This window comes from Streptomyces prunicolor (assembly GCF_045162825.1).
In the GTDB taxonomy this organism is placed as follows: Bacteria; Actinomycetota; Actinomycetes; order Streptomycetales; family Streptomycetaceae; genus Streptomyces; species Streptomyces prunicolor.
Map to the genome: position 1 here is coordinate 4,579,900 of NZ_CP108676.1, position 15,304 is coordinate 4,595,203.

General features: G+C 70.3%; 12 protein-coding genes and 1 tRNA gene. 7 read left to right on the forward strand and 6 right to left on the reverse strand.

The window, feature by feature from the left end:
- Positions 1–821: 821 nt before the first annotated feature.
- Positions 822–2,378 (reverse strand): MFS transporter, encoded by a 1,557-nt coding sequence (locus tag OG588_RS20640; RefSeq protein WP_405948580.1) that lies wholly within the window; start codon positions 2,376–2,378, stop codon positions 822–824.
- A 102-nt stretch (positions 2,379–2,480) separates the two neighbouring features.
- On the opposite strand from OG588_RS20640, the gene OG588_RS20645 reads away from it, so the two are divergent.
- Positions 2,481–3,446 carry a helix-turn-helix transcriptional regulator gene (locus tag OG588_RS20645; protein WP_405948581.1) on the forward strand — a complete coding sequence of 322 codons (966 nt, stop codon included), beginning with the start codon at positions 2,481–2,483 and terminating at the stop codon, positions 3,444–3,446.
- 7 nt (positions 3,447–3,453) lie between these two features.
- Here OG588_RS20645 and OG588_RS20650 read toward each other — a convergent pair whose 3' ends face one another.
- Both OG588_RS20650 and OG588_RS20655 read right to left on the reverse strand, forming a co-directional pair.
- Positions 3,454–4,086, reverse strand: a complete 633-nt coding sequence (locus OG588_RS20650; RefSeq protein ID WP_405953173.1) for a TetR/AcrR family transcriptional regulator — start codon at positions 4,084–4,086, stop codon at positions 3,454–3,456.
- Positions 4,087–4,689: 603 nt separating this feature from the next.
- Positions 4,690–5,688: an RNA polymerase sigma factor RpoD/SigA gene (locus OG588_RS20655; RefSeq protein WP_019057440.1), complete on the reverse strand. Its 999-nt coding sequence runs from the start codon at positions 5,686–5,688 to the stop codon at positions 4,690–4,692.
- Positions 5,689–5,901: 213 nt separating this feature from the next.
- On the opposite strand from OG588_RS20655, the gene OG588_RS20660 reads away from it, so the two are divergent.
- Positions 5,902–6,432, forward strand: a complete 531-nt coding sequence (locus tag OG588_RS20660) for a GNAT family N-acetyltransferase (RefSeq protein WP_405948582.1) — start codon at positions 5,902–5,904, stop codon at positions 6,430–6,432.
- A 46-nt stretch (positions 6,433–6,478) separates the two neighbouring features.
- Here the strand turns inward: OG588_RS20660 and OG588_RS20665 are convergent, their stop codons facing one another.
- Entirely contained in the window at positions 6,479–7,282 is an 804-nt protein-coding gene (locus OG588_RS20665) for a dioxygenase (protein ID WP_026150488.1), read from the reverse strand.
- 135 nt (positions 7,283–7,417) lie between these two features.
- On the opposite strand from OG588_RS20665, the gene OG588_RS20670 reads away from it, so the two are divergent.
- Positions 7,418–7,945 (forward strand): MarR family winged helix-turn-helix transcriptional regulator, encoded by a 528-nt coding sequence (locus OG588_RS20670; RefSeq protein ID WP_405948583.1) that lies wholly within the window; start codon positions 7,418–7,420, stop codon positions 7,943–7,945.
- A gap of 112 nt (positions 7,946–8,057) precedes the next feature.
- On the opposite strand, the gene OG588_RS20675 is transcribed toward OG588_RS20670, so the two are convergent.
- Positions 8,058–9,632, reverse strand: coding sequence for an MFS transporter (locus OG588_RS20675; protein ID WP_405948584.1), 1,575 nt, complete (start codon positions 9,630–9,632; stop codon positions 8,058–8,060).
- 148 nt (positions 9,633–9,780) lie between these two features.
- Positions 9,781–10,416, reverse strand: a complete 636-nt coding sequence (locus OG588_RS20680; protein WP_052346976.1) for a TetR/AcrR family transcriptional regulator — start codon at positions 10,414–10,416, stop codon at positions 9,781–9,783.
- A gap of 334 nt (positions 10,417–10,750) precedes the next feature.
- On the opposite strand from OG588_RS20680, the gene OG588_RS20685 reads away from it, so the two are divergent.
- From OG588_RS20685 to OG588_RS20700, 4 genes are all read left to right on the forward strand, one after another.
- Entirely contained in the window at positions 10,751–12,034 is a 1,284-nt protein-coding gene (locus OG588_RS20685; protein ID WP_405948585.1) for a M6 family metalloprotease domain-containing protein, read from the forward strand.
- A 56-nt stretch (positions 12,035–12,090) separates the two neighbouring features.
- A complete protein-coding gene (locus tag OG588_RS20690; protein WP_405948586.1) occupies positions 12,091–13,746 on the forward strand; it encodes an IclR family transcriptional regulator C-terminal domain-containing protein in 1,656 nt (551 codons plus the stop codon).
- A gap of 95 nt (positions 13,747–13,841) precedes the next feature.
- Positions 13,842–13,914, forward strand: a tRNA-Arg gene (locus OG588_RS20695).
- Positions 13,915–14,106: 192 nt separating this feature from the next.
- Positions 14,107–15,252, forward strand: a complete 1,146-nt coding sequence (locus OG588_RS20700; protein WP_405948587.1) for a sensor histidine kinase — start codon at positions 14,107–14,109, stop codon at positions 15,250–15,252.
- Positions 15,253–15,304 lie beyond the last annotated feature (52 nt).

Below are 15,304 nucleotides of genomic sequence, written 5' to 3' on the forward strand. Positions count from 1 at the left end.
AGACCGGTGCCCAGTAAACACCACGGACGCCGTTTGGGTCACTCCCCGCCTGCCGACAATGGCGCCCCGAAGGGGGATAGCCAGGCAAAACCCCCTCCAGTGGGGATTGTCACCGACAGCACACCTCTCCGCACACGCCGTCGGGACGCCCTAGCGGGCCGCGTTTTTTGTCCCCTTTGACCATGCGGGAGCAAGGCCCTTTCGCCACCCACGGGAACATGACAGTGGCATCAAGTGATAGCCACCGATCAAGAGTAAACAGATTCCGCCAACACGAGCCTGCCTGCCCGACACCCCGGCCAAACAGAAGCACGCCCGGCAAAACCCACGGAGCACGCGACTCCGACCCACTCCATTAACCGGACGCCGCCGCAGCGATTCCCTTTCGATGGCCAATCAGAGCCGACAAGAAATGCGGCGATCCGGGCCGACGGGCGGAATCCTGAACGGAAATCAATGGTTCGCCGCCGCACATCGTAAAGGTCGACAAACGAATAAGGCCACTGCTCCGGACTCCGCGCCGGCACCCCCGACGCACACCCCCGGCCCGCCCGTCACACCGACAACTCACACCCAGTCAGTTTTCTTGCGGCGCAGGTCAGTTGGGCGCACGAGACACCCGAAGTCGGCGTGTTCCCCACAGAACAGATCATTCAGGTACGTAGTACGGCGATCACCCCGGAGTACGCCGTCGAACCGCCCCGCGTACGCCTCCCCGTGAGCACCGGCGTACGCCATCATCCGGCGTTTCACGTCGAGCGCCCCGCCCCCGTGCTGCCTCGGGGCGGGGCGCTGTCGCACATCGACATCGACCGAGGGCGTCAACTCCCGCTCGGCGCGGCCGACTTCTCGACAGCCGACGCCTTGGCCGCCTCCACAGCCGCCCGTCCCGCCGCCGCACGCCCCGCCGCCGCCCTCCCCGGCAGCGCGAACATCAGCAGGAAGATCACGCCCATCACCCCGGCCACCCAACCCAGCGCGTTCTGGAAGGCGTTGACGAACGCGGGCCCCACCTCCGCCGGGGTCAGCCGGTCGCCGATCGAGCCGAAGAAGACCACCGACACCAGCCCGAGTCCCAGCGCATTGCCCATCTGCTGAACGGTGTTGATGAGCCCGGACGCCGAACCCGCGTGCTCACGCGGCACTTCGGAGAGGATCGTGTCGGTGAGCGGGGCGAAGATCAGGCCCATGCCGGCGCCCATCACGACGAGCGGGAGCGCCATCTGCCAGGAGGCGATGGCCAGTTGGTACCGGTCGGCCTCCCAGAGGTAGAGCAGCACGCCCACGACCATCACCAGCGCGCCGGTCTGGAGCACATTGCGTCCGCCGAGCCGCGGCACCAGCTTCTGCACGGACATCCCGGCCGCCACCGAGACGGCGATCGAGAACGGTACGCCGGTCAGACCCGCCCGCAGCGGGCTCCAGCCCAGCCCGATCTGCATGTACAGCGTCCAGACCAGGAAGAAGATGCCGAGCCCGATCCCGAAGACGGTCTGCACGGCGATACCCGCCGCGAAGCTCTTCACCTCGAACAGCGACAGCTCGACGAGCGGCGAACCGTCCCGCGCGGCCTTCCGCCGCTCGTACGCCACCAGCGCGGAGAAGACCCCGATCGATCCGGACATCGACACGAACCCCCAGGCGGGCCAGCCCAGTTCGTCGCCCCGGGTGAGCGGATAGAGCAGCATCAGCAGCCCGAGGGTGACCAGGGCGACGCCGACGAGGTCCAGCTTCAGGGCGCGCGGCGCCTTCGACTCGGTGATGAAACGGCTGCCGAGGATCAGGCCGGCGATCCCCACCGGCAGGTTGATCAGGAAGATCGGGCGCCATTCGAGACCGAAGAGGTTCCACTCCGTGAGCAGCGCGCCGAGCAGCGGGCCCGAGACCGCGCCCAGGCCGACGATCGCGCCGAACAGCCCGAACACCTTGCCCCGTTCGTGCGCCGGGAAGGTCGCGTGCACGATCGACAGCACCTGCGGCACCATCATCGCCGCCATCCCGCCCTGGAGGATGCGCGAGGCGACCAGCATCTCCGGGTTCGCGGCGAGGCCGCACAGCGCGGAGGCGAGCGTGAAGCCGCCGATCCCGAGGAGGAACAGCCGCTTGCGGCCGTAGATGTCACCGAGCCGCCCGCCGGTGATCAGCCCGGCGGCGAAGGCGAGCGCGTAACCGGCCGTTATCCACTGGATCTGGGCGAAGGAGGCGCCCGCGTCCCGCTGGATCGACGGGATCGCGACATTGACGATCGTGACGTCGACGAGGTCCATGAAGGCCGCGGTCATCACGATCGCGAGGGCGAACCAGCGCCGCCGGTCGGCCGCGGCGGTCACGGGGACTGCGGGGGCCGGGCTGTCCACAAGGGTTTCGGTGGAGGTCATGGCTTGAAGCTATGGCCCCATTAGGTCAGATCGTGTCCTAGTTCTACGGCATCCTCGAATCCATGACGACGACGGAGAGCTCATGACTACGACGGAGGGCTCATGACGACGGACACCCCGGCCCGGCTCCTCCAGCTCCTCTCCCTCCTCCAGACGCCCCGCGAGTGGCCCGGCGGCGAGCTGGCCGACCGGCTCGGGGTGTCCCGGCGCACGGTCCGGCGGGACATCGACCGGCTCCGCGAACTCGGCTACCCCGTGCAGGCAACGCTCGGCTCCGACGGCGGCTACCGGCTCGTCGCGGGCAAGGCGATGCCCCCGCTGGTGCTGGACGACGAGGAGGCGGTGGCGATCGCGGTCGGCCTGCGCGCGGGCGCCGGTCACGCGGTCGAGGGCGTCGACGAGGCATCCGTACGGGCACTGGCGAAGCTGGAACAGGTGCTGCCCTCGCGGCTACGGCACCGGGTCGCCACCCTCCAGGCCGCGACCACCCCGCTGACCAGTGGCGACGGCGCGAGCATCGCTCCCGAGACACTCACCGTGATGGCCTCGACGGTGGCCGGCCAGGAGCGGCTGCGCTTCGCCTACCGCGCCAAGGACGGCACCGAGTCCCGCCGCCTGACGGAGCCGTACCGCCTCGTCTCGACCGGTCGGCGCTGGTACCTCGTCGCCTACGACCTCGACCGCGAGGACTGGCGGACGTTCCGGGTCGACCGGGTGAGCCGGCCGTTCGCCACGGGTTCGCGGTTCACCCCGCGCGAGCTGCCGACCGGAAGCGCGGCGGAGTACCTGCGGCAGTCGATGTACCGGCGCCAGGAGACGTACGAGTACGTCGTGACCTTCGCCGCCCCCGCCGACGCCATCGCGGCGCGCATCCCGGCCTGGCTCGGCACCCCGGAGCCACTCGACGAGCACAGCTGCCGGCTGCGGGCCACGACCGGCGACGCGGTGCACTGGCTCGCCGTACGGCTGGCCATGCTGGGGTGTGAGTTCACGGTGCAGGAGCCGGAGGAACTGGTGCGGTACGTACGGGAGTTGGGGGAACGGCTGACTCGTGCCGGCGGTGCCTGAGCCGGGCTCAGGCGGGGCCCGGTGCTCGTCCGATCTCCGCCCACGGAAGGTGCCGCAGCACCCGCAGGTTCCGCAGCGCCAGTTCCGCGGGGCCCGCCTGCGCACCCGCTCCGGTCGACTCCTCGCCGAACGCCCAGCCCTCAACGGCCGTCCGTACGGCGACACTTGCCGCGGCGGCGGCGAAGCGCAGTTCCGGGGAGGTCACGGACGGGATCCGGGCGGCGGCGACATCGTTGCCCTTGGCCATGCGTTCCGCCAGCACCTCCCCCAGGGCGCGTTCTCCCGCCTGGCAGACCTCTGCCCACACCTTGCGCAGGCCGGAGTTGGACTCCGCCATGCGGATCAGCGGGCGGACCCAGGTCCAGGAGTTGACGGAGACGCCCACCCCGGGGGTCAGCGTGTGGCGTACCCCGTGTTCCAGGGCCTCCGGCACCGACAGTGCGGGCGGGGCCGCGCGGACCGCCTCCGCCCAGCGCTCGGCGCCGGCCGCGTAGAGCGGGGCGACGGCCTCTTCCTTGGTGGCGAAGTAGCGGTAGAAGGTGCGGGGGGCGATGCCCGCGGACTGGGCGATGTCCTCGGCGCGGGTGGCCCGCAGCCCGTGTCTCACGAAGAGTCCGGCCGCCGCCCGGGCGATCTCCATCCGGGTCTCGGCCTTGCGCCGCTCGGTCAGCGAGAGCGGTGCGGAGGGGCCGGAGAAGGGGGCGGAGGGGCCGGAGTGGGAAGTCGGGCTGGAATCCGGTGCTGGGGTGGGGCTGCTCACACCGGCAGGCTATGCCTCTGTGGCACAATCTGCCATTCGGCGGGCCACCCCGGGGTTCAGGTACGGGGTGCCCCGCCATCCCGGCGTGCCCGCGCCGCACCGACCCCGCATGCGAAAAGAACCGGGCCCCGACGCCTGGGGGGTAGGCGCCGAAGCCCGGTTCGGGAGAGTCCCGGCGCCGGGGGGGGGTGGTGCGTCGGGACTTGGCTCAGGGGGTCTCGGGGCATGGCCCCGGACCCGAACTCCTGGGCCCTGAAGTCTTGTTCCCAGGGCTCAGCAGCTTGAAGCGGCGTTACACAGCCATGTTCGCGCGGCCTCCCGCCACCGGGCGTACGCGGTCCGGCGCGCACCTCGTTCGTACGCGCCCCCGCGTCCACCGGGCGGGGCCCGGAGGCCGGGGACTCACGCCCCCGGCACAGCTCCCGCCGTGCGCACAGCCGCTTCCGCCGTGCGCACAGCCGCTCCGGCCACGCTCACGACCGCTTACGCCGCCGCGTCGAAGCCGGTCTGGCTGGCCAGCTTCTTCAACTCCAGCAGTGCGTGCTTCTCGATCTGGCGGATCCGCTCGCGGGTCAGGCCGTGCTCCTTGCCGACCTCGGTGAGCGTGCGCTCCCGGCCGTCCTCCATGCCGTACCGCATCTTGATGATGGAGGCCGTGCGCTGGTCGAGGCGGCCGATCAGGTCGTCCAGTTCCTCGCTGCGCAGGAGGGTCATCACGGACTGCTCGGGCGAGACCGCGGAGGTGTCCTCCAGGAGGTCACCGAACTGCGTGTCGCCGTCGTCGTCCACCGACATGTTCAGCGAGACCGGGTCACGCGCCCAGTCCAGGACGTTCGTCACGCGCTCGGGGGTGGTGTCCAACTCGGCGGCGATCTCCGCGTGTTCGGGCTCCCGCCCGTTCTTGCGGTTGAACTCGCGCTGCACCCGGCGGATCCGGCCCAGCTCCTCCACGAGGTGGACGGGCAGGCGGATGGTCCGGGACTGGTCGGCGATCGAGCGGGTGATGGCCTGGCGGATCCACCAGGTCGCGTACGTCGAGAACTTGAAGCCCTTGCGGTAGTCGAACTTCTCGACGGCGCGCACCAGGCCCGCGTTGCCCTCCTGGATCAGGTCGAGGAGGGGCAGGCCGCTACGGGGGTAACGGCGGGCCACGGCCACGACCAGACGGAGGTTGGATCGGATGAAGACGTCCTTGGCACGCTCCCCTTCGGCGACCAGGGCCTCCAGCTCGGCGCGGGTGGCGTCCGCCTGGGACTTCTCCTCGCCCTCAAGGACCTGGCGCGCGAACACGCCCGCTTCGATGGTCTGCGAAAGCTCGACTTCCTTGGCGGCGTCGAGCAGCGGTGTGCGCGCGATTTCGTCGAGATACATGCCGACCAGGTCGCGGTCGGCGATCTCGCCGCCATGGGCGCGAACACTGCGCGCCACGCCGGAGGTCTCGCCGGAGGCGGACTTACGACGGGCGACGGCACGGGTTGCCATGCGTGCTCCCTTGCGAATGGGGGTCCCCCCAGGCCCTTTGGCACTGGGGGAGGGTCAGCAGGTGTTCGTCCGATGCTGTGGCACTTGTCCGGTGACTCTTCTCGTGTGCCCTGCATCTGATGGAAACAACGACTGGAATCCGGACAGAATTCCCAACCCGCTCCCCTATTTTTCTGATCTTGCAGTACCCTGTCCGGCCACAAGGGGGTAACGATGCCGTCGGAACATACAGAGGTGCAGGTCAGGCCAGGAGTCGAGAGTGACCTCGACGCCCTCACCGAGCTCTACAACCACTACGTACGCGAGACCCCGATCACCTTCGACACCGTCCCCTTCACGCCGGAGGAGCGTCGCCCTTGGCTGCTCTCCCACCCTGAAGACGGGCCATACCGCCTGAAGGTTGCCGTGGACGGGACCTTCCAAGGGAACTCACAGCGAATCCTCGGCTATGCCACATCCAGCCCTTACCGGGTGAAGCCCGCCTACTCGACCTCGGTGGAGGTCACGGTCTACCTCGCCCCGGACTTCGGCGGCCGGGGTATCGGCACCCTGCTCTACAAGGCGCTGTTCGAGGCCCTGGAGACCGAGGACGTGCACCGGGCGTACGCGGGCATCGCGCAGCCCAACGAAGCGTCCACGCGGCTGCATGAACGCTTCGGGTTCCGGTACATCGGCGTCCACCGGGAGGTGGGCCGCAAGTTCGGCCGCTACTGGGATGTCGCCTGGCACGAGAAGGAGTTGTAGCCCTTCCCGAAGGGAAGGGCCTTTCGACCCGGGCTCGGCCTCAGCTTCAGCCGAACTGCACCGACCGCTTCGCCATCCCCATCCAGAACCCGTCGATCACGGACGGGTTCAGGGCCTCCGGCGTATCCAGCTCACCGCCCGCGTCCGCCGCGCCCAGAGTGACGAACAGCGGGGCGAAGTGCTCGGTGCGGGGATGGGCGTAGCGCCCGGCCGGTGCCTTGTGGAGGAAGTCCAGCAGGCCGTCCCAGTCCCGGGACTCCAGCGCGCGCCGGCCCCAGTCGTCGAACTCGGAGGACCAGGTCGGCACGCCCCCGCCGGTGTGGCGCAGTGCGGCCAGGTTGTGGGTGAAGAAGCCGGAGCCGACGATCAGGACGCCCTCGTCGCGCAGCGGGGCGAGCTTGCGGCCGATGTCCATCAGCTTCGCCGGGTCGAGGGTCGGCATGGACACCTGGAGGACCGGGATGTCGGCGGCCGGGAACATCTCGACGAGCGGGACGTACGCCCCGTGGTCGAGGCCGCGGTCCGGGACGTCCTGCACGGGGATACCCGGGGCGCGCAGCAACTTCCGTACGGACTCGGCGAGTTCGGGGGCGCCCGGGGCGTCGTAGCGGACCTGGTAGTAGTGCTCGGGGAAGCCCCAGAAGTCGTAGACCAGGGGGACGGGGTCGACCGCGCCGAGGGCGAGGGGGGCCTCCTCCCAGTGGGCGGAGACCATGAGGATCGCCTTGGGGCGGGGGAGGTCGGCGGACCAGGCGGCGAGTTCGCCGGGCCAGATCGGGTCGTCCGCGAGGGGCGGGGCGCCGTGGCTGAGATAGAGGGCGGGCATGCGCTCCGGTGCGGCGGTGGACATGACGGTCACTCCCCTGGGTCGAACCTTGGTCGAACTCGGTACCCGAACTCGATGCTTGAACTCTCAAACTTCCCGAGCGAGAGCTTACGCCCCATTTGTTTAACCTTCAAGGAGAGCTCTCGTACAGTGGAGTGCATGAACACGGCACCCGCACCCGCTGACGCAGCGGCACCCTCCGACGAACCCCGCTGGCTCACCGCCGAGGAGCAGCGCGTCTGGCGTTTCTACATGCACGCCAGCACCCTCCTGGAGGACCATCTGGACCGCCAGCTCCAGCGGGACGCGGGCATGCCGCACATCTACTACGGCCTGCTCGTGCAGCTCGCCGAGGCGCCGCGCCGCCGGCTGCGGATGACCGAGCTGGCCATGAACGCGAAGATCACCCGCTCCCGGCTCTCGCACGCGATCGCGCGCCTGGAGAAGAACGGGTGGGTGCGCCGCGAGGACTGCCCCTCCGACAAGCGCGGCCAGTTCGCGGTGCTGACCGACGAGGGCTACGGCGTGCTGCGGCGCACCGCGCCGGGCCATGTGGCCGCCGTACGGCAGGCGTTGTTCGAGCGGCTGACCCCGGAACAGCAGAAGTCCCTCGGCGAGATCATGGAGATCGTCACCGAGGGACTTCAGCCGAACGAAGCGGGTGCGGACCTGCCCTGGCTCCGCTGAGCCGCTCAACTCAGGCGAGAACCAGGGCAGTTCCTGGGAGTCGTACGTACGGGGCGTCCCCTTCCCCGTACGTACGGATGGTGCGAAGGGGGTACGACCGGGTCGGGCGTCGTCAGTGGGCGACGACCGGGATCTTGAACTCGTCCTCGACACCGTCACCGTCACCGGAGGCGACCGGGTCGGAACCCTGCTTGCCGGCGTTGACGAGGACCGAGACGATGACCGCGGCCGTCACCAACATGCCGACGGCGAACCAGATGGCGTTGGTGTAGCCGTGCACCTGGCCCTGCAGCGCGACGAGCTGCTGCTGGGTCTTGGAGGCGCCCGCACCGGCGATGTGGTCCTTGACGTACGCGGTCGTCGCGGACGCGGCGATCGTGTTCAGCAGGGCCGTACCGATCGCGCCGCCCACCTGCTGCGAGGTGTTGACCATCGCGGAGGCGACACCCGCGTCCCGGGGCTCGACGCCCAGGGTGGCCAGGGACATGGCCGGCATGAACGCCGTACCCATGCCGAGGCCGAGCAGCAGCATCGCGGGCAGGATGATCGAGGCGTACGACGAGCCGATCTCCAGCTGGGTCATCAGGAGCATGCCGACCGCGGCGACCAGGAAGCCGGGACCCATGAGCAGGCGGGCCGGCAGGCGGGTCATCAGGCGGGTGCCGATCTGGGTCGAGCCGACCATCATGCCGACGATCATCGGCATGAAGGCGAAGCCGGTCTTGATCGGCGAGAAGCCCTTCACGACCTGCAGGTAGTAGGTGAGGAAGAGGAACGTGCCGAACATCGCGATGATGGCGATGCCGAGCGACAGGTAGATACCGCCGCGGTTGCGGTCGGTGATCACGCGCAGCGGCAGCAGCGGGGCCTTGACCCTGGACTCGACGATCACGAACGAGACCAGCAGGACGGCCGACGCGATGAAGAGCGCGATGGTGGAGGAGTCGCCCCAGCCGTTGGACTCGGCGCGGGTGAAGCCGTAGACGAGCGAGACCAGGCCGAGGGTCGACAGGAGCACGCCGGGGATGTCGAGCGGGTTGCGGTTGCGGCCGCCCGCCGGCTCTCGGATGACGAAGTACGCGCCGAGCGCGGCGACGATCGCGAACGGGATGTTCACGAAGAACGTCCAGCGCCAGTCCAGGTACTCGGTCAGCACACCGCCGAGGATGAAGCCGACGGCGCCGCCGCCACCGGCGATCGCGCCGTAGATGCCGAACGCCTTGGCACGCTCCTTGGCGTCCGTGAACATCACGGCGAGCAGGGAGAGCGCGGCGGGCGCGAGCAGGGCGCCGAACGCGCCCTGGAGGGCACGGGCGCCGAACATCATGGCGCCGGTGGTGGCGACACCGCCGAGCGCGGACGCGGCGGCGAAGCCGGTCAGACCGACGACGAAGGCGCGCTTGCGGCCCCACAGGTCGGCTATACGACCGCCGAAGAGCAGCAGACCACCGAAGGCGAGGGCGTAGGCCGTGACGACCCACTGCCGGTTGCCGTCGGAGATGCCCAGGTCGGTCTGGGCGGACGGGAGGGCGATGTTCACGATGGTCGCGTCCAGCACGACCATCAGCTGGGCGAGCGCGATGAACGCGAGCGCCTTCCAGCGGTTGGAATGGGCTTCGTGCTCGGCCTCGGAGGCCTTGTCGCCCTTGTCGAGAGCGCCTGGGGCGCTTCGAGCTGATTCAGACATGGTGGTACCCACTTCGGGACTTCGTGACGGAAAAATACGGAAGAAGAACGTCGAAGAACGCGGAGAACGTGATCGGGGACGGCTCGTCTACGTCGACGAGAGCCGGAAGTCTGTTGTTGAGACAGGCGTGATGCTCTGAACTAATCGGTCAGGGCTGCCGGAGATCCTCCATGGTCGCGGCGGTGCCGGGCAGGACCGAGCGGGCCGGGGCCCGCAGTCCGTCCAGGAACAGCTGCAGGTGTCGGTGTACGAAGCGGTCGGCGCTGAGGCAGCCGGTGCCGGCCGGGGGCCGGCTGAGCTGGGCCACGGCGACCATCAGATCGCCGACACCCACGTCGGACCGGAGCTGCCCGGCCCTCCTGGCCCGTTCCATGACCTCGTCGATGAGCTCCTCGACCCGCTCGCGGGCGGCTTCCAGATCCGGGTGGAACTGGTCGAAGGTGCTGGAGATCATCGGGCACAGCGCGCTGATCCGCTCGTCCGCGGAGACGTGCACGAAGCGCTCCAGAGCGGCGAAGGCGTCGCCGGTCTCGTTGAGCGCCTGTTCGGCGGCCTCCGCCGTACGGTCCATGACCGAGACGACGACCTCGCGGACGAGGGCGTCACGGTCCGGGAAGTTGCGGTAGAGCGTGGCGTTGCCGACGCCGGCCCGGCGGGCGATCTCGTCGAGCGGCACATCGGGGCCGAACTCGACGAACATCTCGCGGGCGGCGGTGACGATCCGCTCCCGGTTGCGCAAAGCGTCGGCGCGCGGCCGGGTCACCTTTCGCTGTACGGGGGTCATCGCGGTCGTCACGGCGAACTCCTGAAGGTCTTGGACTGCTGAGGCGATCCGGGGACGGAATCCCCGTTTCGCTCGGACACATGGCTAAACGGGGAGACGCTCCCCGGTTATTTCCACCTCCGCGATTGTTCTGATGTGACCTGACTCACATTCGCCGGGATCCCAGTTCGGATCTTCGCCCGGCGCTCCCGCGGGGGCTCCCCGTTCGGCCCCCTACCAGCGAGAACCACACGGTCGGTCTCCTCCAGCGCGCGCCCTCGCAGCACACGACACAGGGTGATCGAAAGGGTGCAGCCGGAGACCGGCGGCTGCCGTTGGCGCGAAGGGTCCCTGCATGCAGCCCAGCCGTCGGATACGCCCGCGCCGCGTGGCCGCCCTCGCGTCCGTGACCGTCCTGACCCTCGCGGTCAGCACCTCGGCCGGTACCGGACACCTCACCCCGGGCACCATGACGGCGGCGGGCCCGGTCGCGCTCGCCCGCACCTCCGCACTCGGCTCCTGCATGATCAACGGCCCCCTGGACGTCCAGATGTCCGAGGGCATCCCCACCCCCGGCGGCTACTCCCGCTCCACCGGCACGGTCCACGCCCTGACCCTGATGGTCGACTTCTCCGACGCCCCCGGCGAGGGCACCGCCATGGACCGGTACCGCGAGTTCTTCCCCAAGACCCAGGAGTGGTTCGCCACCAGCTCCTACGGCCGCCTCGACTACCGCCCCGAGACCCCGGTCACCCACTGGCTCCGCATGCCCAAGCCCTTCAGGTCCTACGGCATAGAGCGCGGCGCGCCCTTCGACCCCGGGTACCGGCAGCTCGTCCAGGACATCGTGGCCGCGGCGGACCCGACGGTGGACTTCCGCCAGTACGACCTCCTGAACGTCCTGGTCACCCCGAACGCGGGCCCCTCCGCCCTGGACACAGTCCTGTCGGTGACGTTCGCGGGAAACACGGAAGCCCCGGTCGCCGACGGCGTCCCGGTCTCGAACGCCTCCTTCGTCTACTCCCGCCAGGACGACGGCTCCGGCTCCTACGCCCAGACCGGCTACCGCGTCCTCCCCCACGAGAACGGCCACGTCTTCGGCCTGCCCGACCTCTACACCCAGGAGGGCGGGGGCGCGGTCGGCCACTGGGACATCATGAGCGAGGACTGGGGCGCCAACAACGACTTCCTCGGCTGGCACAAGTGGAAACTCGGCTGGCTGGACCCGTCCCAGGTCAACTGCGCGATGACCAGGGGCACTTCGGAGTACACCCTGACTCCGCTGGAACACCCCGGCACCGATGGCACCCGCCTGATCTTCGTCCCCCTCACCCGACGGACGGGCTACGCCCTGGAGCTGCGCACCCGCGAGGGCAACGACGAGGCGGTGTGCCGCCCGGGCGTCCTCATCTACAAGGTGGAGGCGGACGTCGACACGGGCATGGGTCCGGTGAAGGTGTACGACGCGCACAGGGACAGCGGAGGCTGCACCCGAAGCCCCAACGTCCACGCCGAGTTGTCGGACGCGCCGTTCGGGGCGGGGGAATCGTTCAGTGATCCACGGACGGGGGTTCGGGTCGCGGTCACGGGGGCGGATGCCGCCGGGGACTATGGGGTGACGGTGACGCGGACGCGGTAGCAGTGCCGGCCTCGGGCTTACCGTAGGGCTGCCGAGACCGCCGCACCGGAGAATCGATGCCCGCAGACACCGCCGACGCCCGTCCGCTCACCGAACCCATGCCCGCCGAGGCGGTCGCGCCGCTGATCCGCGGGGTCGCGGTGGTGCGTCAACTGACCGATGCGGGTGGCGTGTTGAGCCTCAGCGGGCTCGAACGGGCCACCGGGCTCGCCCGTTCCACGGTCGACCGGATCACCGCGACGCTCGCACGCATGGGGTACGTCCGTCTCGACGGCCGGGACGCGGTTCTCACCCCTCGGGTCATGGAGCTGGGCAACGCCTATCTCGCCGCCCTGCGCCTGCCCTCGCTCCTCGACGCCCGCGCGGACGCCCTGGCCGACGAGTTGGACGAGTCGGTGTCGCTCGCGGTCGCCGACCGGGACGGCATCCGGTTCATCCACCAGGCGACCCGCCGCCGCGCGATGTCCCTCAGCTTCCGCATCGGCGACCTGCTGCCGGCCGAACGCACCGCGCCGGGACCGCTGTTCGCGACGGAGTGGACGGAGCGGGAGTGGCGGCGCTGGCGGGAGCGGCGGGCCGCTGATCCGACGGACACGGGGTTTCCGGCCCTTCCCGTACGGTCGTCGCCCGGGCCCGACTTCGAGCGGTCGGCCGTACAGGCACGCCAGAACGGCTACGCACTGGACGACCAGTTGATCGAACCGGGGCTGGTGGCGGTGTCCGTACCCGTACGGGATCCGCGTACCGGCACGATCGCGTGCGTGGCGAGCGTCGTGAGCCACACGAGCCGGCACACGGCGGAGGATCTGCGCAACTCCCTTCTGCCGAGGCTGCGTTCGGCGGTACGGGCGATGGAGGAGGACCTGCGCGAGGCGTCCCAGGGGGAGCCCGTCGCCGCCCCCTCCGGACTCGCGACCTGGACGGGGGCGTCCAAGCAGGAACTGGGCCGGGAGTTCGTCGAGTCCCTGGCCCGCGGCCTGACGGTCCTGACGGCGTTCGGCGAGGGCCGCGCGGAACTGACCCTGACGGAGGTCGCCCAGGCGACGGGCCTGGCGCGGGCGACGGCCCGCAGGGCGCTGATCACATACGAGCACCTGGGCCTGATCGCCCCGTCCGGCGACCGCCGTTTCGCCCTCACACCCCGGGTCCTGTCCCTCGGCTTCCCGCCCCTCTCCCGTACGACCCTCCCCGACCTGGCGCTCCCCCACCTCACCGCCCTCGCGACCCGCATCCACGAGTCGGCGTCCCTGGCGATCCTCGTGGGCCACGACATCCAGTACACGGCCCGGGTCGCCACGAGCCGGGTGATGAGCGTGAACATCGCGGTCGGCACGCGTTTCCCGGCGTACGCGACGGCACTGGGCCGCGTGCTGCTGGCCGACGCGGAACGCCCGGACCCGGGTGAGCTGCGCCCCCTGACCCCGCGCACGCTGACGGACCCCGCGGCCCTGGCAACGGCCCTGGAGACGGTCCGTTCCCAGGGCTACGCCCTGGTCGACGAGGAGCTGGAGGCGGGCCTGCGCTCGATCGCGGTACCGGTCCGCGACCGCACGGGCCGGGTGGTGGCCGCCCTGAACACGGCGACCCATGTGACCGGCCGGACGGTCGAGGAGTACGTCCGGGACATCCTCCCGGCGCTGACCGAGACGGCGACCGCCATCGAGGCGGATGTGCGGGTGGCGGGGCGCTTCACAGGGCTGTCGGCGTCCTGAGCCGGGAGCCCGCCCGTGCCCTGCCCTCCCACCCCGAACCACCCCGCCCAAATCCGCTACCCTGTCCTGGACCGCCTTCCGGGGCGATCGGTCCCGCCTTCGTAGCTCAGGGGATAGAGCACGGCTCTCCTAAAGCCGGTGTCGCAGGTTCGAATCCTGCCGAGGGCACAGCGTAGATCGAGCCAAGGCCCAGGTCCCGGAGCACGTCTCCGGACCTGGGCCTTACTCCTTCGTTTCTACGCCTGCGAAGACGGTTCCATCCCAGGCAGACGAAACGGACGCCTGCACCGACTTGAGGCGGTCAGGGTCCGGCTCCGGCCGTGTTGGACGTACGGCTGATCACACCCATAGGTTCGGGACATGGGAGATGTCTCGCGCCGACGCCTGATCCTCCTCGACGCGGCGGCGGCCCTCGTGTTCGCGCTGCTTCCGCAACTGACGCCGGTACGGCCCGACAGCGGCGGCGGGCCCGCCGGGCTCACCATGTCGCTGCTCCCGCTCGCCACCGCGCTGCCGCTCGCCGTACGGCGGCTGTGGCCCGTCCCGGTGTTCGCGACCGTCCTCGTCGCGTGCTGCGTGGCGCTGGCCGCCGGTCTCGGCCCTGTCGTCTTCCTCGCCGCCGCCTACGCCCTGTACCTGGTCGCGGCGACACGGCGACGACAGCCGGCGCGGTCGGCCGTGGTCGTCGGCGGGGCGAGCACGGCGGGCGCGGCCCTGCTGACGATCACGGGCGGGCAGCACTACTCGGGCGGCACCCTGGCGGTGCAACTGCTGTTCGGGATGCTGATGTTGGGGGCGACGTGGGCCGCGGGGACGGCCGTACGGGAGCGGCGCGAGAGCCTGCGGCGGACCATCGCGCAGGCGGCCGAGCAGGCCAAGGTCGAAGAGCGCATGAGGATCGCCCGGGACATCCACGACGTCGTGACCCACAGCGTGGGCCTGATCGCCGTCAAGGCCGGGGTCGCCAACCACGTCATCGCCACCCGCCCCGAGGAGGCCAGGGAGGCCCTCACCGTCATCGAGGACATCAGCCGCGGGGCGCTGCGCGACATGCGGGCCACCCTCAGGGTGCTGCGCCGGGAACACGTCGACCAGCCGCAGGACCTCCAGCCGGTCCACGGACTGTCGGACCTGCCCTCCCTGGTCCGTACGGCCGAGGCGGCGGGCGTCCGCGTCGACCTGCGCTCCGACTGTGCGGAGGAACCGCCCGACGGGGTCGCGCTGACCGCGTTCCGGATCGTCCAGGAGGCGCTGACCAACGTCGTCAAACACGCTGCCCCGACCCGCTGCCTGGTCAGCGTCACCGCGCGGGACGGCGTGCTGACGATCGGCGTCGACGACGACGGCCCCGGGCCCGGGCACAGGCCGACCGTGCCCGGCGGCGCCATGGGGCTCGTCGGGATGAGGGAACGGGCCGTCGCGCACGGCGGAACCCTCACCGCGGGCCCCGGCCCCGGCACGGGCACAGGCACGGGCTTCCGGATCCTCGCGACGCTGCCGTACTAGCGGCACTCGGATCGTCCCGCGTCGCCGTACCGGTGGCACGCCGACGGCCATA

Excerpts from the sequence above, each read along its gene's own strand:
- OG588_RS20640 (WP_405948580.1), bottom strand. The coding sequence starts at position 2,378 with ATGACCTCCACCGAAACCCTTGTGGACAGCCCGGCCCCCGCAGTCCCC.
- OG588_RS20645 (WP_405948581.1), top strand. The coding sequence starts at position 2,481 with ATGACGACGGACACCCCGGCCCGGCTCCTCCAGCTCCTCTCCCTCCTC.
- OG588_RS20650 (WP_405953173.1), bottom strand. The coding sequence starts at position 4,086 with ATGGAGATCGCCCGGGCGGCGGCCGGACTCTTCGTGAGACACGGGCTG.
- OG588_RS20655 (WP_019057440.1), bottom strand. The coding sequence starts at position 5,688 with ATGGCAACCCGTGCCGTCGCCCGTCGTAAGTCCGCCTCCGGCGAGACC.
- OG588_RS20660 (WP_405948582.1), top strand. The coding sequence starts at position 5,902 with ATGCCGTCGGAACATACAGAGGTGCAGGTCAGGCCAGGAGTCGAGAGT.
- OG588_RS20665 (WP_026150488.1), bottom strand. The coding sequence starts at position 7,282 with ATGTCCACCGCCGCACCGGAGCGCATGCCCGCCCTCTATCTCAGCCAC.
- OG588_RS20670 (WP_405948583.1), top strand. The coding sequence starts at position 7,418 with ATGAACACGGCACCCGCACCCGCTGACGCAGCGGCACCCTCCGACGAA.
- OG588_RS20675 (WP_405948584.1), bottom strand. The coding sequence starts at position 9,632 with ATGTCTGAATCAGCTCGAAGCGCCCCAGGCGCTCTCGACAAGGGCGAC.
- OG588_RS20680 (WP_052346976.1), bottom strand. The coding sequence starts at position 10,416 with ATGACCCCCGTACAGCGAAAGGTGACCCGGCCGCGCGCCGACGCTTTG.
- OG588_RS20685 (WP_405948585.1), top strand. The coding sequence starts at position 10,751 with ATGCAGCCCAGCCGTCGGATACGCCCGCGCCGCGTGGCCGCCCTCGCG.
- OG588_RS20690 (WP_405948586.1), top strand. The coding sequence starts at position 12,091 with ATGCCCGCAGACACCGCCGACGCCCGTCCGCTCACCGAACCCATGCCC.
- OG588_RS20700 (WP_405948587.1), top strand. The coding sequence starts at position 14,107 with ATGGGAGATGTCTCGCGCCGACGCCTGATCCTCCTCGACGCGGCGGCG.